The 26,441-nt window shown below is 68.5% G+C and carries 26 protein-coding genes; 15 read left to right on the top strand and 11 right to left on the bottom strand.

From position 1 onward, the window contains the following. Positions 1-206: 206 nt before the first annotated feature. Positions 207-908, top strand: coding sequence for a response regulator transcription factor CtrA (ctrA, locus tag BLTE_RS01800; RefSeq protein WP_126397049.1), 702 nt, complete (start codon positions 207-209; stop codon positions 906-908). 179 nt (positions 909-1,087) lie between these two features. Then, a complete protein-coding gene (locus BLTE_RS01795) occupies positions 1,088-1,531 on the top strand; it encodes a DUF411 domain-containing protein (RefSeq protein ID WP_126397047.1) in 444 nt (147 codons plus the stop codon). A 151-nt stretch (positions 1,532-1,682) separates the two neighbouring features. Here BLTE_RS01795 and BLTE_RS01790 read toward each other — a convergent pair whose 3' ends face one another. From BLTE_RS01790 to chpT, 6 genes are all read right to left on the bottom strand, one after another. Further along, the gene (locus tag BLTE_RS01790) at positions 1,683-2,558 is read right to left on the bottom strand and encodes a CheR family methyltransferase (protein ID WP_126397045.1); all 876 of its coding nucleotides are present in this window, start codon (positions 2,556-2,558) and stop codon (positions 1,683-1,685) included. Further along, positions 2,555-3,706: a protein-glutamate methylesterase/protein-glutamine glutaminase gene (locus BLTE_RS01785; RefSeq protein WP_244600078.1), complete on the bottom strand. Its 1,152-nt coding sequence runs from the start codon at positions 3,704-3,706 to the stop codon at positions 2,555-2,557. Before BLTE_RS01785 ends, BLTE_RS01790 begins: the two co-directional genes overlap by 4 nt. Positions 3,707-3,782: 76 nt before the next feature. After that, on the bottom strand, positions 3,783-4,148 hold the full coding sequence (locus BLTE_RS01780) for a response regulator (protein ID WP_126397043.1): 366 nt from the start codon (positions 4,146-4,148) through the stop codon (positions 3,783-3,785). Positions 4,149-4,162: 14 nt separating this feature from the next. Further along, positions 4,163-4,624 (bottom strand): chemotaxis protein CheW, encoded by a 462-nt coding sequence (locus BLTE_RS01775; RefSeq protein WP_126401995.1) that lies wholly within the window; start codon positions 4,622-4,624, stop codon positions 4,163-4,165. Positions 4,625-4,641: 17 nt separating this feature from the next. Then, entirely contained in the window at positions 4,642-7,473 is a 2,832-nt protein-coding gene (locus BLTE_RS01770; RefSeq protein WP_126397041.1) for a hybrid sensor histidine kinase/response regulator, read from the bottom strand. A 270-nt stretch (positions 7,474-7,743) separates the two neighbouring features. Further along, a complete protein-coding gene (gene chpT / locus BLTE_RS01765) occupies positions 7,744-8,469 on the bottom strand; it encodes a histidine phosphotransferase ChpT (protein ID WP_126397039.1) in 726 nt (241 codons plus the stop codon). 140 nt (positions 8,470-8,609) lie between these two features. Here chpT and BLTE_RS01760 point away from each other — a divergent pair, with 140 nt between their 5' ends. Then, positions 8,610-9,431 (top strand): 3'(2'),5'-bisphosphate nucleotidase CysQ family protein, encoded by an 822-nt coding sequence (locus BLTE_RS01760; protein WP_126397037.1) that lies wholly within the window; start codon positions 8,610-8,612, stop codon positions 9,429-9,431. A gap of 443 nt (positions 9,432-9,874) precedes the next feature. On the opposite strand, the gene BLTE_RS01755 is transcribed toward BLTE_RS01760, so the two are convergent. Beyond that, entirely contained in the window at positions 9,875-10,279 is a 405-nt protein-coding gene (locus BLTE_RS01755; protein WP_126397035.1) for a YHS domain-containing (seleno)protein, read from the bottom strand. Positions 10,280-10,524: 245 nt separating this feature from the next. Here BLTE_RS01755 and BLTE_RS01750 point away from each other — a divergent pair, with 245 nt between their 5' ends. Both BLTE_RS01750 and BLTE_RS01745 read left to right on the top strand, forming a co-directional pair. Beyond that, positions 10,525-11,121: a DUF1134 domain-containing protein gene (locus tag BLTE_RS01750; protein ID WP_126397033.1), complete on the top strand. Its 597-nt coding sequence runs from the start codon at positions 10,525-10,527 to the stop codon at positions 11,119-11,121. A gap of 332 nt (positions 11,122-11,453) precedes the next feature. Further along, positions 11,454-12,530 carry a coiled-coil domain-containing protein gene (locus BLTE_RS01745; protein ID WP_126397031.1) on the top strand — a complete coding sequence of 359 codons (1,077 nt, stop codon included), beginning with the start codon at positions 11,454-11,456 and terminating at the stop codon, positions 12,528-12,530. Between the two features lie 32 nt (positions 12,531-12,562). On the opposite strand, the gene BLTE_RS01740 is transcribed toward BLTE_RS01745, so the two are convergent. From BLTE_RS01740 to paaI, 4 genes are all read right to left on the bottom strand, one after another. Further along, the gene (locus BLTE_RS01740) at positions 12,563-12,895 is read right to left on the bottom strand and encodes a c-type cytochrome (protein ID WP_126397029.1); all 333 of its coding nucleotides are present in this window, start codon (positions 12,893-12,895) and stop codon (positions 12,563-12,565) included. Positions 12,896-13,122: 227 nt separating this feature from the next. Beyond that, positions 13,123-14,433, bottom strand: coding sequence for a phenylacetate--CoA ligase PaaK (gene paaK, locus BLTE_RS01735; protein WP_126397027.1), 1,311 nt, complete (start codon positions 14,431-14,433; stop codon positions 13,123-13,125). Between the two features lie 161 nt (positions 14,434-14,594). Then, positions 14,595-15,209: a hypothetical protein gene (locus tag BLTE_RS01730; protein WP_126397025.1), complete on the bottom strand. Its 615-nt coding sequence runs from the start codon at positions 15,207-15,209 to the stop codon at positions 14,595-14,597. A 51-nt stretch (positions 15,210-15,260) separates the two neighbouring features. After that, positions 15,261-15,683 (bottom strand): hydroxyphenylacetyl-CoA thioesterase PaaI, encoded by a 423-nt coding sequence (gene paaI / locus BLTE_RS01725; RefSeq protein WP_197723256.1) that lies wholly within the window; start codon positions 15,681-15,683, stop codon positions 15,261-15,263. 865 nt (positions 15,684-16,548) lie between these two features. Between paaI and BLTE_RS01720 the strand changes: the two genes are divergently transcribed. The 10 genes from BLTE_RS01720 (at position 16,549) to BLTE_RS01675 (ending at position 26,441) form a co-directional block, all read left to right on the top strand. Next, the gene (locus BLTE_RS01720; RefSeq protein WP_126397023.1) at positions 16,549-17,742 is read left to right on the top strand and encodes an ABC transporter substrate-binding protein; all 1,194 of its coding nucleotides are present in this window, start codon (positions 16,549-16,551) and stop codon (positions 17,740-17,742) included. Between the two features lie 33 nt (positions 17,743-17,775). Then, a complete protein-coding gene (locus BLTE_RS01715) occupies positions 17,776-17,988 on the top strand; it encodes a hypothetical protein (RefSeq protein ID WP_126397021.1) in 213 nt (70 codons plus the stop codon). A gap of 19 nt (positions 17,989-18,007) precedes the next feature. Beyond that, positions 18,008-18,880, top strand: a complete 873-nt coding sequence (locus tag BLTE_RS01710) for a branched-chain amino acid ABC transporter permease (protein WP_126397019.1) — start codon at positions 18,008-18,010, stop codon at positions 18,878-18,880. Next, positions 18,880-19,827: a branched-chain amino acid ABC transporter permease gene (locus BLTE_RS01705; protein WP_126397017.1), complete on the top strand. Its 948-nt coding sequence runs from the start codon at positions 18,880-18,882 to the stop codon at positions 19,825-19,827. The genes BLTE_RS01710 and BLTE_RS01705 overlap by 1 nt, the downstream gene beginning before the upstream one ends. Then, entirely contained in the window at positions 19,824-20,618 is a 795-nt protein-coding gene (locus BLTE_RS01700; RefSeq protein ID WP_126397015.1) for an ABC transporter ATP-binding protein, read from the top strand. The genes BLTE_RS01705 and BLTE_RS01700 overlap by 4 nt, the downstream gene beginning before the upstream one ends. Positions 20,619-20,640: 22 nt before the next feature. Continuing rightward, positions 20,641-21,342, top strand: coding sequence for an ABC transporter ATP-binding protein (locus BLTE_RS01695; protein WP_126397013.1), 702 nt, complete (start codon positions 20,641-20,643; stop codon positions 21,340-21,342). Between the two features lie 196 nt (positions 21,343-21,538). Beyond that, positions 21,539-23,347 carry an indolepyruvate ferredoxin oxidoreductase subunit alpha gene (iorA, locus tag BLTE_RS01690; protein WP_126397011.1) on the top strand — a complete coding sequence of 603 codons (1,809 nt, stop codon included), beginning with the start codon at positions 21,539-21,541 and terminating at the stop codon, positions 23,345-23,347. A gap of 166 nt (positions 23,348-23,513) precedes the next feature. Further along, a complete protein-coding gene (locus BLTE_RS01685; protein WP_126397009.1) occupies positions 23,514-24,461 on the top strand; it encodes a 2-oxoacid:acceptor oxidoreductase family protein in 948 nt (315 codons plus the stop codon). Beyond that, on the top strand, positions 24,461-25,603 hold the full coding sequence (locus tag BLTE_RS01680) for a 2-oxoacid:acceptor oxidoreductase subunit alpha (protein WP_126397007.1): 1,143 nt from the start codon (positions 24,461-24,463) through the stop codon (positions 25,601-25,603). The genes BLTE_RS01685 and BLTE_RS01680 overlap by 1 nt, the downstream gene beginning before the upstream one ends. After that, positions 25,596-26,441 carry a 2-oxoacid:ferredoxin oxidoreductase subunit beta gene (locus BLTE_RS01675; protein WP_126397005.1) on the top strand — a complete coding sequence of 282 codons (846 nt, stop codon included), beginning with the start codon at positions 25,596-25,598 and terminating at the stop codon, positions 26,439-26,441. Before BLTE_RS01680 ends, BLTE_RS01675 begins: the two co-directional genes overlap by 8 nt.

Raw genomic sequence — 26,441 nt, 5'->3', positions numbered from 1 at the left:
GATGCATGAACGGGGTGCGATACGAAACGCGGTCGATGGACGAATCTTAGCGTGATTCGTAAGGAGTCGTGCAGGGGCCTATTGCGCCGCCGAATCAGACTTTGTTAACCATCGTTCGTTAGGATCGAATCGATTGTTCCGAACCGAGTTCGTGAGACGAGCGGCTGGGGTCCGGGTCGCCGCTTATTGGCGGGAAGGGGATACTTATGCGTGTCCTGCTGATTGAGGACGACAGCGCGACCGCGCAGAGCATCGAGCTGATGCTCAAGTCGGAGAGCTTCAACGTCTATACGACCGACCTCGGTGAGGAAGGCGTCGACTTGGGCAAGCTCTACGACTACGACATCATCCTGCTCGACCTCAACTTGCCGGACATGTCCGGCTACGAGGTGCTGCGCACCCTGCGCGTCTCCAAGGTCAAGACGCCCATCCTGATCCTCTCCGGCCTCGCCGGCATCGAGGACAAGGTGAAGGGTCTCGGCTTCGGCGCCGACGACTACCTGACCAAGCCGTTCCACAAGGACGAGCTGATCGCGCGCATCCACGCCATCGTGCGGCGCTCGAAGGGGCACGCCCAATCGGTCATCGCCACCGGCGACCTGATCGTCAATCTCGACACCAAGACCGTCGAGGTGCACGGCGCCCGCGTCCATCTCACCGGCAAGGAGTACCAGATGCTGGAACTCCTCAGCCTGCGCAAGGGCACGACGCTGACCAAGGAGATGTTCCTCAACCATCTCTATGGCGGCATGGACGAGCCGGAGCTGAAGATCATCGACGTCTTCATCTGCAAGCTGCGCAAGAAGCTGGCCAACGCCTCCAACGGCAAAAACTACATCGAGACCGTGTGGGGCCGCGGCTACGTGCTGCGCGAGCCGTCCGACACCGACGAGCGTATTCCAGCCTGAGACCCTCTTCCGCAAGCCCCCCGTCCTGGCCCCGCTCACGCGGGGCCTTTTGTATTCCGGGCTCCAATAGAGCATTCTCCGCCCTGATGCGGTCAGATCGGATCACGCTCTAACGGCAGTTGACGGTGCGTTCAGGCCGTCCGAAGCTGTCGCGTCGCCGCGTCATCCGGGAGGCCGCCATGCTCCATCGCCGCGCCGTCCTCGCCCTCGGCCTCCTCGCCCTCGCACCCCGGCGGGCCTGGGCGGCGGCGCCCGACATCGACGTCTACAGCGATCCGTCCTGCGGATGCTGCGGCGCCTGGGTGCGCCACCTCGAGGCGAACGGTTTCCGGGTGCGAACCCACGATCTCGCAGCCGACGCCCTCGCCGCACTGAAGCGCGCACGCGGAATCACCGATGCACTCGCCTCGTGCCACACGGCGCTGGTCGGCGGCTATGTCGTGGAAGGTCACGTCCCGGCCGCCGACATCCGGCGGCTGATCGCCGAGAATGCGCCGGCCCGCGGTCTCACGGTGCCGGGCATGCCCGGCGGCTCGCCCGGCATGGAAGGCGCCCCGCGCGAACGCTTCGATGTCCTGCTGATCGATCTTCGGGGCGGCACTCGCCCTTACGCGACATATTGAGCGGACGCGGCGGCCATCCACAACGGATCATACGGTTTCCGGTTGATCCCTTCGGGATACCGGAAACGGTCTCGCCGAAAAATCCTTGAGTTGGAAGGGATTTTTCGGCGATCGGAATACGGTTCTCCGGCTTGATCAGCCGGAAACCGGATCACACCCGCGCGCCCGCCGCCGCGAGGCGCGGCTGGCCGATCGAGCCGAGCCCCGGCTTGCCGCTGACATTGGGCTGATAGAGACCGCGCTTGTCCGGCACCGGCACGAAGGCGTCGGTGAGGCCCACCACCGTCTCGGCGGCGCCGAGCACCAGGAAGCCTTCCGGCACGGTGATCTTGGCGATCCGCTTCAGCACGTCGATCTTGGTGTCCTGGTCGAAATAGATCAGCACGTTGCGGCAGAACACGATGTCGAACGTGCCGAGCGACGAGAAATCGTTCAGCAGGTTGAGCGGCCGGTACTGCACCATCGCCCGGATCTCGGGCTTGATCTGCCAGATGTCGCCGGACTGGTCGAAATACTTCACCAGCATCTGGATCGGCAGGCCGCGCTGCACCTCGAACTGGCTGTAGACGCCGGCCCTGGCCTTCTCCAGCACCTCGTTCGACAGGTCGGTGCCGATGATCTCGACCCGCCAGCCGACCAGTCTGTCGGCGGCCTCCTTGAGCAGGATGGCCAGCGAATAGGGCTCCTGGCCGGTGGAGGCAGCCGCGCACCAGATGCGCAGGCGGCGCTCCTTGGCCCGCAGCGCCATCGCCTTCGGCAGCATGGTGTCGCGGAAATGGTCGAACGGCACCTTGTCGCGGAAGAAGAACGACTCGTTGGTGGTCATCGCCTCGGTGACCTCGACCGCGAGCCGCTCGGCGCCCGGCGCCTTCAGCTTGGCGACGAGATCGGAGATCGAGGCGAGCCCCGCCTTCCGCGCCACCGGCAGCAGGCGGCTTTCGATGAGATACTGCTTGTCGTTGGACAGCAGCAGCCCGGAGCGCTCCTTGAGGAACTTGCGCAGATACTCGTAATCGAGCGGCGTCACAGGCGATCTCCCGATGCGAGACGGATGATGCGCGGGGCGATGTCATTGAGCGGCAGCACCGCCGAACACACCCCGGAATGAGCGGTGGCGCCGGGCATGCCCCAGACGACGCTGGTCGCCTCGTCCTGGGCGATGACCCCCCCGCCATGGGCGACGACGTCGCCCGCGCCATGGGCGCCGTCCGAGCCCATGCCGGTGAGCACGACCGCGAGCAGGCCCGCGCCATAGGCGTCGGCGGCCGAAGCGAACAGCGGGTCGACCGCCGGCTTGCAGTAGTTCACCGGCGGCCCGTCCTCGAGCCCGATCACCGGCACGTTGTTGACGCGCTTGATGACCATGTGGCGGCCGCCCGGCGCGACATAGATGGTGCCGGCGGTGATCGGCTCGCCGTCGATGCCCTCGTGCGCCGGCCGGCCACTGGCGCGGCCGAGATGCTCGGCGAGAATGGTGGTGAAGGTCGGCGGCATGTGCTGGGTGATGATGATGGGAAAGCGCGCCGCGATCGGCGCCAGCCCCTTCAGCACCACCTGCAGCGCCTGCGGCCCGCCGGTCGACGAGCCGATGGCGATGACGCGCGGCGGCGTCGGCGGAAACGGCCGCAGCCTGATGTCGGCGGGCAGCGGCCCGAGGCGCGGCGTCAAGGGCGGTGCGGCCGGCCGGCCGGCCACCGGCGCCACGGCCGGCGCCGGCCGCGGCGCGGTGCGGCGGCGGCGCGCGGCGAGGCTCTTGATCTTGTCGACCAGCTCGCGGCGGAACGTCGTCGAGGTGGTGACGTCGCGGTTGGTCTCGGGCTTGGGGATGTAGTCGGCGGCGCCGAGCGACAGCGCCTTGAGCGAGATCTCGGCGTTGCGGCGCGTCAGCGTCGACGCCATTATGACGATGAGATCGCGTTTCTTCTCAAGCAGCAGCGGCAGGGTGGAGATGCCGTCGAGCTCGGGCATCTCGATGTCCAGCACCACCACGTCCGGATCGTAGCGGTTGAACTGGTCGACCGCCTCGCGGCCGTTGCGCAGCGAGGCCACGACCTCGACGCCCGTCTCCTCGGCCAGCCACCGCGACACGAGGCCGCGCACGACGACGGCGTCGTCCACGATCATCACGCGGATCGGCTGGTCGGTGGAGGCGAGGATCGGAGCGGTGGCAGTCATCTTCGGCACGCGTCGCAAGGGGGAATGGGTCCGGGCCCGCGCACCACGCACGCGGCCCGTGCCGGATCGGCGCGGCTCAGATCAAGCCGACTTCCTGGAACTTGGCCTCGACGATCTCCTTGTCGAACGGCTTCATGATGTATTCGTTTGCGCCGGCGTGCAGCGCGCGGGCGATGTGGGCGACGTCGTTCTCGGTGGTGCAGAACACCACCTTCGGCGCCGAGCCGCCCGGCATGGCGCGCAGGTGCTTGAGGAACTCGTAGCCGTCCATCACCGGCATGTTCCAGTCGAGCAGCACGGCGTCGGGCATCTGCCGGCGGCAGGCATCCAGCGCCTTCTCGCCGTCCTCGGCCTCGTTCACCGAGAACTTGAAGCCCTCGATGATGCGGCGCGCCACCTTCCGGATGACGCTCGAATCGTCGACCACCAGACACGTCTTCATGTCATCCACTCCGTTCAGGCCGCGAGGGCGTCGATGCCGTTGTCGAGCACCCGATCGACATCGAGGATCACCATCAACTGGCCGTCGAGGCGATGCACGCCGGCCGACACCCGCGCCCAGCGCGGATCGAGATTGGCCGGATTGGCCTCGTGCGTCGCTTCCGACACCTTCAGCACCTCGCCGACCTGATCGATCAGCAGGCCGTAGCTTTCGCCCTTGTGCTCGATGCCGACAGCCATGTTGGTCTTGCCGTCGTCGCGGGCGGGCAGCCCGAGCCGCACCCGCATGTCGATGGCGGTGACGATGCGGCCGCGCAGATTGAGCACGCCGGCCAGCTCCGGCGCCGCCAGCGGCACGCGCGTCAGCCGGTCGGGCATGAACACGTCGTGCACGCGCTCGATGGGAAGCCCGAACAGCTGCCCGCCGATCAGCACGGTGACGAATTCCGTGGTGTCCTGGCTCATTGCCGTGGTCATGGTGGTTCCCTCGCCGCTCACGCCGCCTTCTCCCACTCGACCGAGCATTCCTTGAGCGCGGCGATCAGGCCCTGGCGGTCGAACTTGGCGATGTGATCGTCGAAGCCGACGCTGCGGCCGCGCTCGATGGAGGCGGGCGTCGCCACCGACGACAGCGCGATCATCGGCATGTGCTTGGTGCGCGGATCGGCCTTGACCTGCTCGGCCAGCTCGAAGCCGTCCATGCCCGGCATCTCGACGTCGGCGACGACGATGTCGAAGCGCGGATCCTGCTTCAGCGTCGCCAGCGCCGCCTCGCCGTCGGTGCAGGCCACCACCTCGTAGCCCGCCGCCCGCAGCACCGGCGTCAGCATGTTGCGGAAGAACGGCGAGTCGTCGACGAACAGCAGCTTCGGCGACGGACCGCCGACGCGGATCGACTTGCGCGACATCCAGTCCTCGAACGCCATCGGCAGATAGTGGCCGATGTCGATGACCTCGGTCGCCTGACCCTTGATCACCGCCGAGCCGAGCACGCCCGGCTGCTCGCTCGCCACCTCGATGTTGAGGCGATCCTCGACGATGTCGACGATCTCGTCGACGACGAGGCCCATCGAGCGGCCGGCCTCGGAGAACACCAGCATCGGCTGGGTTCCCTCGCTGCGCACCGTGACGTGCGGATTGACGGTGACCAGCGGCATCAGGCTGCCACGATACTGCACCAGCCAGCGGCCGTTGGAACGCTCGATCTTGGTCGCGTCGATCTCCTCCAGGCGCGTCACCAGCGACAGCGGCACCGCCTTGGGCTCGGGCGAGCCGGCGCGGAACACCAGCATCGACAGCGTCTGACCGGCGGCCTGCGCGTGCGCCGCCTCGGCATCGTCCTCCTCGGCGCGGTGCGCCTCGGTGCCGGCGCCGAACGCCGCGGCGATGCCGTTCGGATCGATGATCATGATCACCGAGCCGTCGCCGAGAATGGTGTTGCCGGAGAACATCGGGATGTGGCGCAGCTTCGAGGACATCGGCTTGACGACGATTTCCTCGGTGTGGAACACGCCGTCGACCACGATGCCGAAGGTCTGGTTGCCGACCTGCGTCACCACGATGAAGCCGGACTCCTCGTCGAGCTTCTGGCCGCCGTCGATCTTGAGCAGCCGCTTCAGATGCACGAGCGGCAGAAGCTTGTTGCGCAGGCGGAGCACCGGGGTGTCCTTGATGCGCTCGATGCGGTGGTCGGAATTGGTCTGCGCCCGCACCAGCTCGACCACCGCCAGCTGCGGAATGGCGAAGCGGTCGCCGCCGGCCTCGACGATCAGCGCCGAGACGATGGCGAGCGTCAGCGGGATCTTGATGGTGACGGTGGTGCCTTCGCCATAGACCGACTTGAGATCGATGGTGCCGCCGATCTGGTCGATATTGGTGCGCACCACGTCCATGCCGACGCCGCGCCCCGACACCGAGGTCACCTTGGCCGCGGTCGAGAAGCCCGGCGCGAAGATGAACTTCTGGATCTGGCTCTCCGACAGCTTCTCGGCGTCGGCCTCGCTGACCAGCCCGTTGGCGATCGCCTTGGCCTTGATCTTCTCGGTGTTGAGGCCGCGCCCGTCGTCGGCGATCTCGATGATGATGTGGCCGCCCTCGTGGAAGGCGGACAGGCGGATGGTTCCGGTCTCCGACTTGCCGTTGGCGCGCCGCTCCTCCGGGCCTTCGAGCCCGTGGTCGGCGGAGTTGCGCACCATGTGGGTGAGCGGGTCCTTGATCAGGTCGAGCACCTGCCGGTCGAGCTCGGTCTCCGCGCCCACGGATTCCAGCTCGATCGACTTGCCAAGCTCGTTGGCGAGGTCGCGCACGATGCGCGGCAGCTTCTGCCACGCATTGCCGATCGGCTGCATGCGCGTCTTCATCACGCCTTCCTGCAGCTCGGCGGTGACGTTGGACAGCCGCTGCAGCGGCACCTTGAATTCGGAATCCTCGTGGCGGCGGACGATTTCGAGCAGCTGATTGCGGGTCAGCACCAGCTCGGACACCATGGTCATCAGGTGTTCGAGCGTCTCGACATTGACGCGGATGCTCTGGTTCTTGACCATCGACTCCGGCGCCTTGTCGTCGTCCTCGGCCTTGGGAGCGGCCTTCTTCACCTCGGGCTTCTTCACCTCGGGCTTCTTGGCCTCAGGCGTCTTGGCCTCGACCTTATTGGGCTCGGGCTTCTTCGCCTCGGCTGCCATGGGTTCGGGCGCCTTCGCCTCGACCACCTCGATGTCGGCCGCTTCGAGGTCCATCGCGACCTGGGCCGGCTCGGCCACCGGCTCCGGCAGCTCGACCGCGGTCTCGCGGAACGCCCGCTCCAGCTCGTCGAGCGACACCTCGCCCGGCCGCAGCGGCCGCTCCAGCGTCTGCTCGACCAGGACGCCGACAGCCGTCTCCGGCTCCGCTTCCGGCTGCGCCTGCGGGCTCTCGGCCTCCGGCGCGGTGGGCGGCGCGGCGATCTCGGCGGCGCCGTGGAGCGCCATCTGTTCGAGCTGGCCGATCAGGTCCTCGTCGGAGCCGGCCGGCTCCTCCTCCTGGCGCTCCAGCCCGTCCAGCACCAGCTTCAGCCGGTCGATGGTGGACAGGATCAGCGTCACCGCCTCGCCGGTCACCGGCATGCCGTCACGGAACTTGCCCATCAGGGTCTCGGCGGCATGCGCCAGGGCTTCCAGCCGGGGCAGGCCGAGGAAGCCGCAGGTTCCCTTGATGGTGTGAACAAGACGGAAGATATTGTCGAGGATCTTCTTGTCGTTCGGGTCCTGTTCGAACCGGACAAGCTGAACGTCGACCGTATCCAAGCTCTCGTTGGTCTCGGTCAGGAATTCGCGAAGTAGATCGTCCATGAGGGGCACGCCTCGGTCGCACATGGCGGACTGAACCGGACGATCGCCCGGATCATTCAGGCAGTGTCGGAGACATGCGTTAAAATTGACTGAAATGAATCGGCGGGAACCATTGCCCGGCCGGTAAGGTAGACAATCCGTTTACGGTATTCGCTCGCACAAACCAGGATTGCGCCAGTATTGATCCTCGCGCACGTACCGCGCGCATCCGGCCCGCTCGAAACGGTTACCGGAGGCGCCGCGCCGCCGCGTAGCGGCAGGGGTGCAGGGTCAGGCGCTGGCGACGTTGAACGACACGCCGCCCGGCTCCACCGCCACCGTCACGCTCAGGCCGGCGGTGCGGGCGAGCAGCCCGGTATAGAAGGGCTGGATCAGAGTGCCGTCGATATGGCCGTTGGCGGGATGGCCGGCCAGAAGCTCGCGGATGCCGGCGGGCACGCGCGGATTGGTGCCTTCGGCCACCACCCGGAAGCCGTCGCCTTCGCTGCGCACCTGGATGACGCCGCCGCGCGGGATCGTGTTGCCCGCCAGCACCACCAGATTGAGCAGGAGCTTCACCCGGTTCTTCGGCATCAGCCGGCGCGGCACGTCCCAGATCAGCTTGGTGCGCTCGTCGTCGAGCACGCCGCGGGCGACCGTCTCGGCATCGCCGGTATCGACCTCGGCGCCGGCCGAGCCGGCGGCGCCGAACGCCAGCCGGCAGAACTGCAGGCGGGCCGAGGCCTGCCGCGCGCTCTTGCGGATGAGGTTGAGGGCGAAGGCCCGCATGTCCTCGTCCTGGTTGTTCTCGTCGAGAACCTCCAGGCCATTGACGATCGCCCCGACCGGGCTGATGACATCATGACAGACGCGGCTCGCGACAAGAGCCGCAAGATCGAGGCCTTCGAGGGCGAACACCTCGGAGGCCGCAGCCTCGGTCTTGAAAGCCTCAGCCTTGGGAGCATCGGCCTTGGGAGCGTCAGCCTTGGGAGCCTCGGACTTGAAAGGGTCGGACATCGGAGCGTTCGACATCGGAGCGTTCGACATGGGAGCCTTCCGGTGGCCGGAGAGAGTGCCACGATTCGCCGACGTCGCGGCTGGGTTCGGATACACCGGCATGCCCCGCGCTGCCAAGGCTGACGGCGCGATTGGGCAACATGATTGATTCGAACGGCGATTGCCGCCTGCGTGACCTCGACCTGCTCGCCGCTCTGGGCAACCTCGCCGTCCAGGCCGGCCGCCGCATCGAGGCGGTGCGCACCGCCGGCGCCCCGGCCCACCTGAAGGCGGACGGCAGCCCTGTCACCGAGGCCGACCGGGCCTCGGAGGCGATCGTGCTCGCCGGCCTCGCCGACCTCTGCCCCGGCATTCCGGCGGCCTCCGAGGAGGCGGTGGCGGCCGGCATCGTGCCCCCGGCCAAGGACAGGCTGTTCCTGGTCGATCCGCTCGACGGCACCAAGGAATTCCTGGCCGGCAACGGCGAATACGCCGTCAATATCGCGCTCGTCGTCGGTGGCCGGCCGGTGCTCGGCGTGGTGCACGCGCCGGTGGGCGGCGACACCTGGCTCGGGCTGGTCGGCGCCGGCGCCTGGCGGGCCGCCCCGGCGCGGGACGGGCTCGCGCCGCGCTCGGCCTGGCAGCCGATCCATTGCCGGCCGCGCCCGGCGGTGCCGACCGTGGCGCTGAGCCGCACCCATCTCGACCCGGAGACCGAGCGGGCGGTGGCCGCGCTCGGCCCAACGACCTGCCTCAGGCTCGGCTCGGCGCTGAAGTTCGCCGTCATCGCCGAGGGCCGGGCTGACCTCTATCTGCGGCTGGGCATGGTGCGCGAATGGGACATCGCCGCCGGCCACGCGCTGCTGATCGCCGCCGGCGGCACGGTGACGGCGCCGGACGGCTCGCCCCTCCTCTATGGCAAGGCGGAGGAAGGCTTTGCCGTCAACGGCTTCCGGGCCTCGGGCGCGCCGGCCTCGGATTGACCGGCGCTGCTTCTTTCTTCCCTCTCCCACCCGGGCCTACGGCATTCACGGATCTGAATCGCCTGGGCCGAGAGAGATCGAGCCGAAACGCGATCTCTTTCGGCGTGATTTGCGCCTGCGGCGTCTGGCACAAGCCCGCCGTCGTCATGGCCGGGCTTGTCCCGGCCATCCACGTCTTTGTTTTCAAATAGGTTTTCAAGACGTGGATGCCCGCGCAGGCAAATTCATGCAGCCTGCGCAAGCTTGGCTGCAAGCGCGGGCATGACGAGTTCAATCCTGCGGCCCCCGGTAACTGCCGATCCACCGCGTTCTCGATGAGACATCCGCAGCCTGTCCATTAAGCCATTGATGGCTCAGCACAGAATCAGATCCGTGAATACCGTAGCCCACCTGGGCAGCGGTCTTCCGACCACGATTCCAGGCCGATCGCCCGGACGACTGTCTCACCGCGGCAGCGTCCTGGCGGCCTCGTCCCAGCCGGATTCGGCGGCCCGGAAGGCGTTTGCCGGATCGGTGAAGAACCGCTCGCGGCTGGCCTCGTTGCGGAACAGCAGGAGCCGGCCGGACCACACCGCGAACACTTCGGGATTGCCGGGCACCGCCGCCTTGCGGGCCACCGCCGAGGGATCGTGGCCGCCGAACGCCGGCATATAGTCGTCGGGCGCCTCCTTGAAGGCGGCGAGGTTGCCGGCATTGACGAAGCGCCAGACGACATTCGCGTGCGCAAGCTCATACTTGGCGCTGCCCTGCCGGGCCGCGCCCTCCAAATGGTAGGCCACCGGGTCGTAGCCCCACAGCGCCAGGCCCGAATGGCGGTCGGCCACCACCCGCTCATTGGTGGCGGCCACGGCCGAGCCGAGCAGTGCAAAGGCGATCAGGAGCGCTGGCCACGCGGGGCGCCACCGGCGGAGCGCCCGCCACCGCGACTGCCCAGTACACGCCATACTCATGTCTATTACTTTGCCTTCGCTGTGGCGATTCGCGCCGCCTGCGGCGCGGAGAACCTTCGCCAAGATCGCGTACCAGACCGAGTATAGGAACGGGCGGTGAGCGCCGCGTTAATCCTTCATCCCGTCCAACCGGAGCACGACCGATGATCCGCCTTCGGATTCTGCTGTTCGCCCTCCTTGCTGTTCTTGCCGGCGCCCCGTTCGCACCCGGTCAGGCCCAGGGTCACGATCAGGCGCCGCCCCCGCAGAGCCGCGTCGGCCATTTCAAGCCCGACGAGCTGGTCCAGGCCGGCCACAGCTTCTTCGGCAGCATCTCGCGCGGGCTGGCCGAAGCCATCCAGGACGTGGTGTCGAAATGGGGCCTGCCGAACGGCTACATCCTCGGCCAGGAGGGCACCGGCGCCTTCGCCGTCGGCCTGCGCTATGGCGAGGGCACGCTCTACACCCGCAATGCCGGCGACATGCCGGTGTTCTGGCAGGGGCCCTCGCTCGGCTTCGACTTCGGCGGCGACGGCGCCCGCACCATGATGCTGGTCTACAACATGCGGCAGGTGACCGACATCTTCCAGCGCTTCCCCGGCATCGCCGGCTCGGCCTATCTGGTCGCCGGCTTCGGCATCACCGCGCTCACCGCCGATGGCGTGACGGTGGTGCCGATCCGCTCGGGCATCGGCCTGCGTCTCGGCGCCAATGTCGGCTATCTGAAGTTCACGCGGCAGCCGACCTGGAACCCGTTCTGACCCGGGTTGCGGCCTGCTGCGCTCCCTGCCGGGCCGCCTGCCGCATCGTGACGGATCCTGCGGGATCCTCCGGCGGCCGCAACGGCGGCGCCCCTGGTCCGCCACCGCATCTTTGTGCTGCGGCGGGCCGTGCTTTTACTGGCAGCCGCCGTGCCGCCATGGCATGAATGCTGCGAAATCGCGGCCCGCCGCAACGCCCGGGCCGCGCGGCCCCGGAACCGCGTTCCGGGAGCGTGTCCCTGCCGGAAATCGTCCGTTCGGCCCAGGGCATGCGGCGCTTCTCAAGGCCGGGGCCGCGGCGCTCGCCGCCGGCTCCCGCAGAAAGGTCGCACATGATCGAAGCGATCATGTATTTCGCCCTCGGCTTCCTCCTGGCCACCGCGCTCGCGCTCACCGCGATGCCGGCGGTGTGGAACCGCGCCGTCCGCCTCACCCGCCGGCGGATCGAGAGCCTCGTGCCGGTCTCGCTCGCCGAGATCCAGGCCGACAAGGACCAGATCCGCGCCGAATATGCGGTGGCCGTCCGGCGGGTGGAGATCGAGGCCGAGACGCTGCGCCAGAAGTCCGCCGAGCAGCTGGCCGAGATCGGCCGCAGGACCGAGACCATCCTCGCCCTCAAGGCCGAGCTTGCCGAGAAGGACGCGAGCCTGCAGGCGCTGGGCTCGCAGGACCGGGCGCTGGCCGACCATCTGGCCGCCGTGCAGCAGGAGCTTGCCGCCCGCACCCAGACGCTCGAACAGGTCTCCGCTCTGCTGTCGGACCGCGAGGCCTCGCTCGCCGGCCTGCAGCGGCTCGTCGATGAGACCGCCAACCTGTCGCACGACCAGAAGGCCGAGATCGCCACGCTCACCGCCCAGGCGGCGAGCCTGCGCCAGCGGCTTGCGGCGCGGGAGCAGGAGCTGGAGCAGGTCCTCGACGAGCGCAACCGGGCCGCGCGCATGGCCGTCCGCCTCGCCGACCTCGAGAACCGGCTGGCCGGCCATGTGCGCGAGCGCGACATGCTGATGAAGCGCATCGCCGTGCTCGAAGGCGAGGCCGAGCGCGGCCCCGCCGCGCTCAACGCCGCAATGGCGGCGCTGACCACCGAGAATGGCGTGCTGGAGAGTGCGCTGGCCCAGGCCCGCGAGGAGATCGCCCGGCTGCGGCATGATCTGGTCGAGGCCAAGCGGCAGGCCGAGGGCACCGGCGCGGCCGAGCGCAGCGAGAACGCGCTGCTGCGCGAACGCATCACCGACGTCGCCGCCGAGATCGCCCGCCTCACCGCCCAGATCGAGGGACCCGGCTCGCCGATCCCGGCGCTGATCGCCGAACCCGCCAGACTGAACGGGGCGGGCACGGAGGCGCCCGCGGCTCCCGCCTCGCTCGCCGAGCGCATCCGCACCCTTCAGGCCCGCGCCGCCAACCCCTGACGCCTGGGCGGCAGCTCAGGCCCGGTTTCGTATCACTGCGCCCGGCTGCGGACGAAGGCGAGCAGGTCGGCCATCTCCTTGCGGGTGAGGTCGAGCTTCGGCATCGGCGGGTGCGGCGAAGCGATGGCGGCGGCGAAGGTGGCGTCCGTCCAGGGCTTGGCGCCGATCGAGCGGAAGGTCGGCACCCCGTCATTGCCCTGCGGCTGCTGGTCATCGACCAGATGACAGCCGGAGCACCAGCGCTCGGCCAGCACCCGGCCGGCCGCCGCATCGGCGCCCGGCGCCGCCACCGGCTGCCCTGCGCCCGCCAGCGCGAGCCACACGATCGAAGCCCCGAGGGCGATGCCGGTTCCAGAAAGCCGCATGATGCACCTGCTGCGTTTGTCGCGATGCCGCGAAGCGTGGCGGGATCATACGGTTTCCGGCCCAAGGGCCGGAGAACCGTATTCCATTCGCCGAAAATCCCGTCCTCGAACAAGGATTTTCGGCGAGATCGTTTCCGGTATCCCGAAGGGATCAACCGGAAACAGTGCGAGTGTCGCAGAGCGGGCCGGCCCCGGCAACGCCCTGCCCCGGCTTGTCTATTCCCTTGCTATTCCCTGGGCCGCATGTCGAGCACGCGCTTGGCCTTGCCGATCGAGCGCTCGATCGAATTGGGATCGACCACATTGACCCGGACGGAGACGCCCACCACCGCCTTGACGTGGTGCATCAGCTCCTTGGCCTGGGTGGCGCGGACGGCCGCGTCGGTGGCTTCCGGCCGAGCCTCGACCAGCACGCTCATGGTGTCGAGGCGGCCTTCTCGGCCGAGCTCGATGACGTAGTGCGGCGCGAGCCCCGAGCATTTGAGGATCTGCTCCTCGATCTGGCTCGGAAACACGTTGACGCCGCGCAGGATGATCATATCGTCGGAGCGGCCCGACACCTTCTCCATCCGCCGCATCGAGCGCGCGGTGCCGGGCAGGAGCCGGCTGAGATCACGGGTGCGGTAGCGGATGATCGGCATCGCCTCCTTGGTGAGGGACGTGAACACCAGCTCGCCGAATTCGCCGTCCGGCAGCACCGCCCCGGTCACCGGATCGATGATCTCGGGATAGAAGTGGTCCTCCCAGACGTGCAGGCCGTCCTTGGTCTCGACGCACTCATTTGCGACGCCCGGGCCGATCACCTCCGACAGGCCGTAGACGTCGATGGCGTGCATGTCGAACGCCTCCTCGATCTCGTGGCGCATGGCGTTGGTCCACGGCTCGGCGCCGAACATGCCGACCTTCAGGCTGCAGGTGCGGGCGTCGACCTTGATGCGCCGGAACTCGTCGAGCAGCGCCAGCATGTAGGACGGCGTCACCATGATGACGTCGGGCTGGAAGTCGCGCATCAGCTGCACCTGACGCTCGGTCATGCCGCCGGACACCGGAATGACGGTGCAGCCCAGCCGCTCCGCGCCGTAATGGGCGCCGAGCCCGCCGGTGAACAGGCCATAGCCATAGGAGACGTGGACCTTCATGCCCGGCCGGGCGCCGGCCGCGCGCATCGAGCGCGCCATCACGTCGGCCCACATGTCGATGTCGGCCTTGGAGTAGCCGACCACGGTCGGCCGGCCGGTGGTGCCGGAGGAAGCGTGGACGCGGAGCACCTGCGACTGCGGCACCGCGAACATGCCGAAGGGATAGGTGTCACGCAGGTCCTGCTTGGTGGTGAAGGGGAATTTGCCGAGATCGGCCAGGGTCTTCAGGTCGTCGGGATGGACGCCGGCGGCGGCGAACTTGGCACGGTAATGCGGGACGTTCTCATAGGCGTGGCGCAGCGTCCATTTCAGGCGCTCGAACTGCACCGCCGACAGTTCGTCGCGCGAGGCGGTTTCGATCGGCTCGAGATCGCCCGGGCGCGGTGAGAGGTCCAACATCGTGCTTTCCTTCCTCAGGCTTGGGCGGTCCGGACACGCGAACGCCACGTTCGGGGGCAGGCAATAGCGCCGGCCTTCCTCGCGCTTCATTGCGGTTGATCACGTAGCCGGCGGGCCGCGGCGATTTTTTTGGCCGCCCGCCCCTCTGCCTGAACAAGGGATCACGGGCACTCGCGCAGCAAGCGGTCGTGCTGGGCCGAAAGCCCGGCCAGATCGAATTCCTCGGTCACCACGCCGGCGCCGAAGGTCGTGACTTCGAGCACGAGGCGGCGGCCGACCAGGATGCGGTCGAACACCTTGCCGCGGAAGCGCACCTCCTGCACGGCGCGGTCCCTGCGCGGCAGGGTGCGCACCCGGCTCGGCTCGGAATTGTCGATCCGGAAGCGGTAGCGCGCGACGCCGCCGCGCTGCCCGAACCTGACAACCATCTCCTCGCGGCCGACCCGGACATCGGGCCTGCCGGGCGGGGAGATGACGCAGGCCACGCCATCGGTGAGGGGATCGCGCCGGCGCTCCAGCACCCAGCCGGCAGGCTGGGTCTCAGCCGCGGGCCTGTCGGTCCGCGCCGCCTTGTCGGTCTGCGTCGCCTTGGCGCTCTCGGCGTCGAAGCACCGGAGCCGCTCGGCCGCGTCGGCGATGCCGGGGCAGCGCGAGGCTTCCGCCGTCTCCGCCGCCGAGGTCTCAGCCAACGCCGCACCGGCGGGGCCAAACGCCAGCGGCGCGGCAAGCGCGAGCGGCACCGCAAGCGCCGCAACAAACCGTCCGAAAGCCGTCATGGATAGCTCCAAATGGTGACCCATGGTCCTACGCCCGGCCGGCGGATCAGATCAGATCAGCGTGCCCGGCACGATGCGGCTGTGGCCGCGGAACTCGGCGATCGTCGCGCCGTCCGCGGTCAAGGTCACGTCATAGATGCCGGAGCGCTCGGCCCGGTGGCGCTCGCGGGCCAGCGCGGTGAGCTTCATGCCGATCTGGGCCGGCTTGAGGAAGCTGATCGAGCAGTGCTGCGCCACCGCCCGCTGGCCGTAGGAATTGCAGGCATAGGCGAAGGCGGTGTCGGCCAGCGCGAAGATGTAGCCGCCATGGCAGGTGCCGTGGCCGTTGACCATCGCCTCGGTCACCACCATCGACGCGGCGGCCTCGCCCGGTCCCACCGCCTCGATGACGATGCCGAGCGCAGCAGGCGCCTTGTCGTCGGGCATCATCGCATCGGCGGAGCGGCGGGCGATTTCCTCGGGCGTCATGTCCATTCGCGTTCTCACGTTTTCTATCAGTTTGATACCGAAAATCCGACCCGCCGGCGACGAAGGCGCCTCGCCGCCGGGAGCCGTTGGGTGGGGTCGGCCCGGACACGTTCCGTTTAGACGACGCGCGCCGGGGCATTCCGCGCCCCCCACCCCCGACCCCTCCCCGCCATTCACTTTCGTTCATGGGGGGAGGGGAGAAGAAGGCCGTGCGCCCGTCCCCGCCGATCCTCATTGTGCTCATGGAGGGCAGAAGAGGCATCCCGCTTCTCCCCTCCCCCCGCGAGCTTCGCGAGCGGTGGGGAGGGGTTGGGGGCTTCGCGGTGGCGCAGCGAAGCCAGAATCCAGAAATTGGCCGGACGCCGTCTCGATCTGCCGCCGGAAATCCGACCCTCCGACGATGAAGGCGGCTTGCCGCCGGGAGCCGTTGGGGTGGGGTCGGCCCGGACACGTTCGGTTTAGTCAAGGATTACGGCCCGAAGTGGCGGCGATCAACCGCCATTCCGCCAGGAATCGCGTTTCCGAACAAGGATTTCCGCTGATACGATTTCCGGCTGATCAAGCCGGAGAATCGTATTCCGATCGCCGAAAATCCCGTTCCCGAACAAAAGGGTTTTCGGCGAGCCCGTTTCCGGTATCCCGAAGGGATCAACCGGAAACCGTATGAGATCTCGGCCGCGGCCCCACACCGGGCCCCGCGGCGCGATTCCGTCCGGACGGCTGCGGCGCGCGCCGGGAATTGACAGAGGTCAATACGCCGGGCTCGCCAAAAGAGCAGCTTTCCACGCAAGGCAGCGATGCGCTATGAGCGCAGCCTGACAACAATTCAGAAAAATGCGCGGACCAACCGCACCATCGAGGGGGAGCACCCATGACGGCAAGAGCGACGACGACAGTGACGGCAAGACTGCTGGCGGCCGCCCGGCTGACCGCAACGGCATCCACGCTGGCGCTCGGCCTCGCGGCCGGTTTCGGCGGCGCGGCCCAGGCCGGGGAGATCAGGATCGGCTCGGTCCTGTCGGCGACCGGCCCCGCCGCCTTCCTCGGCGATCCCGAGGAGAAGACGCTGAAGCTCTATGCCGAGGAGATCAACAAGGCCGGCGGCATCAACGGCGATACCATCAAGCTGATCATCTATGACGATGGCGGCGACGCCGACAAGGCGCGCACCTTCGCCACCCGGCTGGTGGAGGAGGACAAGGTGGCCGCGGTGCTGGGCGGCACCACGTCGGGCACCACCATGGCGATGATCCCGGTGTTCGAGGATGCCGAGATCCCGTTCGTCTCGTTCGCCGGGGCGGTCGGCATCGTCGAGCCCACCAAGAAGTGGGTGTTCAAGACCCCGCACACCGACCGCATGGCCTGCGAGAAGATCTTCGAGGATCTCAAGAAGCAGAATTTGGCCAAGGTCGGCATCATCTCCGGCACCGACGGCTTCGGCAAGTCGATGCGCGACCAGTGCGTCAAGGTCAATGCCAAGTACGGCATCGAGATCGTCGCCGAGGAAACCTACGGCCCGCGCGATTCCGACATGACCGCCCAGCTCACCAACCTCAAGGGTGCGCCCGGCATCCAGGCGCTGGTCAATCCCGGCATGGGCCAGGGGCCGGCGATCGTGACGCGCAACGTGCGCCAGCTCGGCATCACCTTGCCGCTCTATCAGAGCCACGGCGTTGCCTCGAAAAGCTTCATCGAGCTGGCCGGCGACGCCGCCGAGGGCGTGCGCCTGCCCGCCGCCGCCCTGCTGGTGGCCGAGAAGCTGCCCGACAGCGACCCCCAGAAGGCCATCGCGCTGGGCTACAAGACCTCCTATGAGGCGGCCACCAAGGGCCAAGTCTCGACCTTCGGCGGCCACGCCTTCGACGCGCTGTTCATCCTCAAGGGCGCGCTCGACCGGGCGAAATCGTCGGACGCCGCCAGGATCCGCGACGAGATCGAGAAGACCCAGGGCTTCATCGGCACCGCCGGCATCTTCAACATGACGCCGGACGACCATATGGGCCTCGACCTCACCGCCTTCAAACTGCTCGAAGTGCGCAGCGGCGACTGGACGCTGGTGGAGTGACGGCAAACTGCGTCGTCCCGGGCAAGCGGCGGCATGCGCAGCATCCGCCGCGCGACCCGGGACCGCGTGGAGATTGAAGCATTCTCCGCAAAAGTGGATACCGGTTTTGCAAAAGAGAATGCGACAATTCAAAGAGTTAGAGCGCCAGATCTGATGCAGTCGGATCAGGTCGCGCTCCAGCCGCTGCACGCTGCAGACGATCCCGGGTTCTCGCTGCGCGAGCCCCGGGATGACGACACACCGTAATCGTACCGGGACGCGCCTGATGGCCGATTTCGTCCAGTTCGCCATGTCGGGGCTGACCGTCGGCGCCGTCTATGCGCTCGTCGCGCTGGGCTTCACGCTGATCTACAACGCCTCCAGCGTGGTGAACTTCGCCCAGGGCGAGTTCGTCATGCTGGGCGGCATGGCGACCGTGTTCCTCGCCGCGCTCGGCCTGCCGATTCCGCTGGCGGCGCTCATCGCCGTGGCGGTGGCGGTGGCGACCGGCCTGCTGGTGCACACCCTCGTCATCGAGCCGGCACGCGGCGCCAATGCGGTGACGCTGATCATCCTCACCATCGGCGTGTCGCTGGTGCTGCGCGGCGCCGCGCCCCTGGTGTTCGACAAGCAGTTCCACAAGCTGCCCGGCTTCTCGGGCGAGGAGCCGGTGTCGCTATTGGGCGCTTCGGTGCAGCCGCAGGCGTTCTGGGTGGTCGGCGGCATGGCGGTGATCGTGCTGGCGCTGAGGGTGTTCCTCGCCCGCACGCTGTTCGGCAAGGCGGTGCTCGCCACCGCCGCCGACCGCATGGCGGCGCGCCTCGCCGGCATCAACACCTCCGTCATCGTCGGCTTCTGCTTCGCCATGTCGGCCGCCATCGGCGCCATTGCCGGCATCCTGGTCACGCCGATCACGCTGACCAGCTACGATGTCGGCGTGATCCTGTCGCTCAAGGGCTTCGCCGCGGCGGTGCTGGGCGGCATCGGCAATCCGCTGGGCGCGGTGGCCGGCGGGCTGCTGCTCGGCCTGCTGGAATCGTTTGCGGCCGGCTATCTGTCCTCCACCTATAAGGACGCGGTGGCCTTCGCCATCCTCATCGCCGTGCTGATCGTCATGCCGGGCGGGCTCGCCCGGGTGAAGCACGTGGAGCGGGTGTGATGGCGCTGAAGATCTCCCCCGCGGTGCTGATCCTGGCCGCCACCGTGCTGATCGTCGTGCTGCCGGGCCTCGTGCTGCCCTCGGCCTATTACTACCGGGTCGGCGCCCTGGTGTTCATCAGCGCGCTGGCGGTGATCGGCCTCAATCTGCTGATGGGCTATGCCGGCCAGGTCAGCCTCGGCCATGCCGGCTTCTTCGCTATCGGCGCCTATGGCACCGCCATCCTGCCGGCGCAGTTCGGCTGGCCGCCATTGCTGGCCGCCGTCACCGGCGTCGCGCTGGCCGCAGCCCTGGCCTTCGCCATCGGCCGGCCGATCCTGCGGCTTCGCGGCCAGCACCTCGCCGTCGCCACGCTCGGCATCGGCATGCTGATCACCATGGTGCTGAATGCCGAGGTCGCCGTCACCGGCGGCCCGGACGGCATGGCGGTGGCCCGCGCCACGGTGTTCGGCTTCAAGCTGCGCGCGCCGGAAACCTGGTACTGGATCAGCGGCGGCCTCTTGATCCTCGGCGTCGTCGCCGCGCTCAACCTGCTCAACAGCCCGACCGGGCGGGCGCTGCGCGCGCTGCACGATTCCGAGGTCGCCGCCGAGGTGCTGGGCATCGACGTCGCCCGCTACAAGCTCGTGGTGTTCGTCGCGGCTTCCATCTATGCCGCCGTGGCCGGCGCGGCGCTCGCGCTGTTCAGCGGCCACGTCACGCCGGACGTCGGCAGCTTCCTGCGCTCGGTCGAGTTCGTGACCATGGCGGTGATCGGCGGGCTCGGCTCGATCCTCGGCTCGATCGTCGGCGCCGCGGTGCTGGTCATCCTGCCCCAGGTGCTCACCGTGTTTCAGGAGTACGAGACACTGGTGCTGGGGGTGATGATCATCCTGTTCATGATCTTCCTGCGCGGCGGCATCGTGCCCGGGCTCGCGGCGCGCCTGACGTCGAGGCCCACGCCATGAGCATTCTCAAGGTCGACGGCCTCGGCATCGCGTTTGGCGGCATCCGCGCCCTCGACGACGTGTCGTTCGCGGTGCCGCGCGGGATGATCTTCTCGATCATCGGCCCGAACGGCGCCGGCAAGACCACGCTGTTCAACCTGATCTCCGGCGTCTACCGCACGGCGGACGGCACCATCGCCGTCGACGGCCTCGACGTCACCGGCCTGCGGCCGGCGACCCTGGCCAGCCTCGGCCTGTCGCGCACCTTCCAGAACCTGCAGCTCTTCACCCGCATGACGGTGCTGGAGAACGCGATGACCGGCCGCCACCGCCACGAGACGCGGGCGATCCTCGGCCATCTCGTGCGCTCGCCGGCCACCCGCGCCCAGGAGCGGCGCTCGCGCGAGCTGGCCATGGCCTGCCTCGCCCGCGTCGGGCTGGACGGCGAGGCCGGACGGCTGGCCGGCGCCCTGCCCTATGGCGCGATGAAGCGGCTGGAGATCGCCCGCGCGCTCGCCACCGAGCCGCGCCTGCTGCTGCTCGACGAGCCCGCCGCCGGCTGCAACGCCGCCGAGACCGAGGAGATCGACCGCCTGCTGGTCGAGATCGCCGCGAGCGGCATCACGATCGTGCTGATCGAGCACGACATGAAGCTGGTGATGGGCATCTCGAACCGCGTGCTGGTGCTGGTCGAGGGCCGGGTCTTGACCGAGGGCGAGCCGCACGCGGTGGCGCGCGATCCGCGGGTGATCGAGGCCTATCTCGGCCGCGACGCCGCCCACCGCCTCGCCGAGGCCCCCTCCTATGCTTGAGACGCCGATGCTTGAGGCGCCGATGCTTGAAGTCGCCGACCTCGTCAGCGCCTATGGCCGCATCGAGGCCCTGCACGGCGTCTCGCTCAAGGTCGAGGCCGGCGAGGTCGTGGCCCTGGTCGGCGCCAACGGCGCCGGCAAGACCACGCTGCTGCGCGCCATCTCCGGCGTGCAGCCGATCCGGCGCGGCACCGTCACCTTCGCCGGCCAGCGCATCGAGGCCTTGGCCGCCCACCGCCGCGTGGCGCTGGGCCTGGCGCAGGTGCCCGAGGGCCGGCACGTGTTCAAGCCGCTCAGCGTCGCCGACAATCTCCGGCTCGGCGCCTATCGCCGCGGCCGGGCCGAGGCCGCGCTGAGCCTTGAGCATGTCTACGACATGTTCCCGGTGCTGAAGGAGCGGCGCGATCAGGCGGCCGGCGCGCTCTCCGGCGGCCAGCAGCAGATGCTGGCGATGGGCCGCGCCCTCATGTCGCGGCCGAAGCTGCTCCTGCTGGACGAGCCGAGCATGGGCCTCGCGCCGCTTCTGGTCGAGCAGGTGTTCGCGGTGATCAGGCGGCTCGCGGCCGAGGGGGTGACCGTGCTCGTGGTCGAGCAGAACGCCTTCGCCGCGCTGCAGATCGCCGACCGCGGCTATGTCATCGAGACCGGCCGCATCGCGCTTTCCGGCACCGGCGCGGCGCTGATCGCCGAGCCGCGGGTCCGCGAGGCATATCTGGGGTTGTAACCGGCCGCAAGGCCGCCGAACGCGGTTTTCCGCATTGCGCGCCTGCTCAGGCAATGGCCAGGGTGGCGTGCAATTGAACAGTTCTATAGAGTGCGCCGCCCTTGACAGGGGCATGACATTCCCGCGGGGCAGCAAATCCCGAAAGGGCAGGAAATCCCGAAAAGGGCAGGAAATCCCGAAAAGGGCCGGTATCGCGATGAACCTTCAAGTCAGAGATGTCGAGGTCGAGGCGGCGGGCACGGAAACGCTGCCGCTGATGGGCAATGAGGCCATTGCCCGCGGCGCCTGGGAGGCGGGCGTGCGCGTCGCCGCCGCCTATCCCGGCACGCCGAGCACCGAGATCCTGGAGTCGCTGGCCACCTATCCGGCGTCCGACCTCTACGCCGACTGGTCGACCAACGAGAAGGTGGCGCTGGACGTCGCCATCGGCGCGGCGCTGTCGGGCGTGCGGGCGATCTGCACCATGAAGCATGTCGGCCTCAACGTCGCCGCCGACTCGCTGATGTCGCAGTCCTATATCGGCGTCCATGGCGGCCTCGTCCTGATCGTCTGCGACGACCCCGGCATCCATTCCTCCCAGAACGAGCAGGACACCCGCCTGTTCGCCAAGCTGGCCGGCGTGCCGGTGCTGGAGCCCGCCGACGCCCAGGAGGCGTATGAATTCACCAAGCTGGCGTTCGAGATCTCGGAAGCCTTCGACACGCCGGTGATCGTGCGCTCGACCACCCGCCTGTCGCACACCCGCTCGGTGGTGCGGGTCGGCAGCCGCAAGGTGCCGATGCCCAAGGGCTTCGTCGACCAGCCGACCAAGACCGTGACCATCCCCGCCAATGCCCGGCGCCTGCACCCCAAGCTGATCGAGCGCGAGGCGCGGCTGGCGAAGTTTCTCGAAGACTCCCCGCTCACCCGCTGGGAGAAGGGCGACACCCGTTTCGGCATCGTCACCGGCGCCACCTCCTATCTCTACGTCAAGGAGGTCGCCCCCACCGCCGCCATCCTCAAGCTCGGCACCGCCTATCCGCTGCCCGAGGAGACCATCAAGGCGTTCGCCGCCTCGGTCGACCGCCTGATCGTGGTCGAGGAGCTGGAGCCGGTGCTGGAGAAGGAGATCCGGGGGCTCGGGCTTGCGGCCGAGGGCAAGGCGTTCTTCCCGCGCATCGGCGAATTCTCGCCGGAGGTGGTTCGCGCCGGCCTCGCCAAGGCCGGGCTGATGGACCCGGCGCCGCCGACAATCTCGCTCGACATCGAGCCGATGGCCCGGCCGCCGGTGCTGTGCTCGGGCTGCCCGCACACCGCCACCTTCCTGGCGCTGCGCGGCTTGAGCGCGCGCGTCGCCGGCGACATCGGCTGCTACACGCTGGCCGCCGTCGAGCCGCTGCGCTCGATCGACACCACCGTGTGCATGGGCGCCTCCATCGCCAACGCCACCGGCATGGCGCTGTCGGGCACCGAGACCAAGCCGATCGTCGCCACCATCGGCGACTCGACCTTCCTGCACTCCGGCATTCCGCCGCTGATCGACGCCGTCTATCACAAGGCCAACATCACGGTGGTGATCCTCGACAACGGCATCACCGCGATGACCGGCGGCCAGGACCATCCCGGCACCGGCCGCACGCTGCGCGGCGAGCCGGCGCCGCGGGTCGATTACGAGAAGCTGTGCCGCGCGGTGGGCGTCGAGTCGGTGCGCGTCGTCGATCCCTACGAGGTCGGCCGGCTCTATCAGACGCTGCGCGAGGCGATCTCGACCAAGGGCGTGTCGGTGGTCATCGCCCGCCGGCCGTGCGTGCTCGATCCGGTCAAGATCAAGGGCACGCCGCTGGCGGTCAACGCGGCCGGCTGCGTCGCCTGCCAGTCGTGCATGAATCTCGGCTGCCCCTCCATCACCTGGTCGGACGAGGTGCATGAGGGCCGCCACAAGGTGAAGATCGACACCGCGACCTGCATCGGCTGCACGGTGTGCGCCCAGGTCTGCCCCTCGGACTGCATCCAGCCGGTGCACTGAGCATGATGCGCAAGAGTGGGAACCGGTTTTGCGCAAAGAGATTTTGCGCAAACCACCCCTGCCAACGAGACCTTTGCAGACGACACCGCAACACCTCCAGGACGTCGGGCACCGCTCCGATCCGATCAGTCAGGCCGATGCTCCCGTGAACGCCAGGCGCAAGAAGATGACCGCTGCAGATACCGCTCTTCCCTTGGACGGCGCCGCGCCCGCGGCCGACCCCAACCCGGCGCAGCCGCGCAACATCATGATCGTCGGCGTCGGCGGCCAGGGCGTGCTGATGATCTCCAAGGTGATGGCGCTGCTCGGCCAGCGCCAGGGCCTGCAGGTCAAGCAGAGCGAAGTGCACGGCATGGCCAAGCGCGGCGGCATCGTGTTCAGCCATGTGCGCTTCGGCAAGGAGGTGTGGTCGCCGACCATCGCCAAGGGCGACGCCGACGCGCTGATCGCGCTGGAATGGGCGGAAGGGCTGCGCTGGCTCGATTATCTCAAGCCCGACTCCGGCGTGTTCATCGCCGACACAAGGCGCATCGTGCCGCCGTTTGCATGCCGCAGCCGCAAGCACGGCGCCACCACCAATTATGCCCGCGAAACCCCGGCCGAGATCGTCGGCCGCATCGCCGACGGCTACGCGCTCGACGCCACCTCGATCGCCGAGGAGCTGGGCGACGTGCGCGCCGCCAACACCGTGCTGCTCGGCACGCTGTCGGTGTCGCTCGACGATCCGCCGGCCGAATGGCTGGCGGTGATCGAGGAGCTCGTCCCGAAGCGCACCCGCGAGATCAACCGCAAGGCGTTCGAGGCCGGCCGCGCCTGGGCCGAGGCCGCGCGCCGCGACCCCGAGCTGCGCTTCGACAAGTCGATCACGCGGCGGCCCGCCGCCCGCGCGCCGCACCCCGAAGTGTCGTTCGAGGTCACGGTCAACGCCGCGTGGTGCAAGGGCTGCGACATCTGCGTCAAGCTCTGCCCGGAGCGCTGCCTCGCGATGTCGCGCGAGCAGGTCGCCACCGTGAAGCACCCCGATGCCTGCACCGGCTGCCATGTGTGCGAATGGCTGTGCCCGGACTTCGCCATTTCCGTCAAAACCAACGTGCGTGAATCCGCGACCGCGTGATGTCCTCCTCGCTTCATTCGCTTCAAGGCAACAAGGCCTGCGCGCTGGCGGCCATTGCCGCCGGTTGCCGCTTCTTCGCCGGCTACCCCATCACCCCCTCCTCAGAGATCGCCGAGCAGATGTCGCGCGAGCTGCCGCGCGTCGACGGCGTGTTCGTGCAGATGGAGGACGAGATCGCCTCGCTCGCCGCGGTGATCGGCGCCTCGCTCGGCGGCTCGAAGGCGATGACCGCCACCTCCGGCCCCGGCTTCTCGCTGATGCAGGAGAATCTCGGCTTCGCCGCGATGACCGAGGTGCCCTGCGTCATCATCAATGTGATGCGCGGCGGCCCCTCCACCGGCATGCCGACCAAGCCGGCGCAGGGCGACATCATGCAGGCGCGCTGGGGCACCCACGGCGACCACCCCATCATCGTGGTGGCGCCGGCCTCGGTGCAGGAGGTCTATGCCGAGACCATCCGCGCCTTCAACCTGTCGGAACGGTTCCGCGTGCCGGTGGTGGTGCTCTACGACCAGATCATCGCCCACCTGATCGAGACCGTTGAGCTGCCGCCCAAGGACTCGATCCACACGGTCGAGCGCAAATGGGCGAGCGGCACCGAGGAGGGCTTCAAGCCCTACGCCGAGACCGATGATCTGGTGCCGGTGATGGCCCGCCCCGGCGATGGCCACCGCCTGCATGTCACCGGCCTCACCCACACCGAGGACGGCTTCCCCACCCAGAAGCCCGACCTCGCGTCGCGCGCGCTGAACCGCATCCTCGACAAGATCGAGCGCAACCGCGCCGAGATCGACAAGGTCGAGCAGATCGAGACCGCCGACGCCGGCACCGTCATCGTTGCCGTCGGCATCGCCGCGCGCGCCGCCCGCCGCGCAGTGCAGACGCTGCGCGGCGAAGGCATCCGCGCCGGCCTGGTGCGGCCGGTGACGCTGTGGCCGTTCCCGGACGAGGCGCTACGCGCCGCCACCGCCAATGCCCGCAACGTGCTGGTGCCGGAGATGAACGCCGGCCAGCTCATCCATGAGGTTCAGCGCGTGGTCGGCGGCCGCGCCAGGGTTTCAGGCCTCAACCGCGTGGACGGCGAACCGATCCCGCCCGCCGCCATCGCCCAGAAGGTTCGGGAGCTTGTCGCCGATGAATGAGATCGCCCGCGTGTCCGACTTCGACGTGAAGGACTATCTGCGGCTCAATCTGATGCCGCACTTCATGTGCCCGGGCTGCGGCCACGGCATCGCGCTGCGCTCGCTGCTGTGGGCGGTGCATGAGCTCGGCATCGACCGCAACAGGCTCGCCGTCGTCTGCGGCATCGGCTGCTCGGGCCGCACCGGCGCCTATGTCGATGCCAACACCTTCCACACCACCCACGGCCGGCCGCTCGCCTTCGCCACCGGGCTGAAGCTGGCGCGCCCCGACCTGACCGTGGTGGTGATCACCGGCGACGGCGACTGTCTTGCCATCGGCGGCAATCATCTCATCCACGCCTGCCGGCGCAATCTCGACATCACCTGCCTGATGCTCAACAACGAGATCTACGGCATGACCGGCGGTCAGGTGTCGCCGACCACCACCGCGACGCGCGTGACCTCGACCACGCCGACCGGCAATGCCGAGCCGACCTTCGACGCCTGCAAGCTGGCGGATGCGGCGGGCGCGAGCTTCGTCGGCCGCGAGGTGACGCGGCAGGCGCCGGCGCTGAAGAACCTGATCCGCGCCGCGATCGAGCACGACGGCTTCTCGTTCGTCGAGGTGATGTCGGACTGCACCGAGATCTATGGCCGCAAGAACGAGCTCGGCGAGTCGCCCGAGATGATCCTGAGCCAGAAGAGCGACATGGTGCCGGACGGGCTCGGCAATGCGCCGGACCAGCCGTTCCGGCCCAACCGCATGGCCACCGGCATCCTCGCCCGCCACGCCCGGCCCGAATACGGCCGAACCTATCGCGAGCGCTCGGCCGAGCTGCGCGCCGGGACGGAGGGCTGA

This window comes from Blastochloris tepida (assembly GCF_003966715.1).
Lineage (GTDB): Bacteria > Pseudomonadota > Alphaproteobacteria > Rhizobiales > Xanthobacteraceae > Blastochloris > Blastochloris tepida.
The sequence above is the reverse complement of the archived record's forward strand: the minus strand, read 5'-3'. Positions and strand labels throughout refer to the sequence as shown.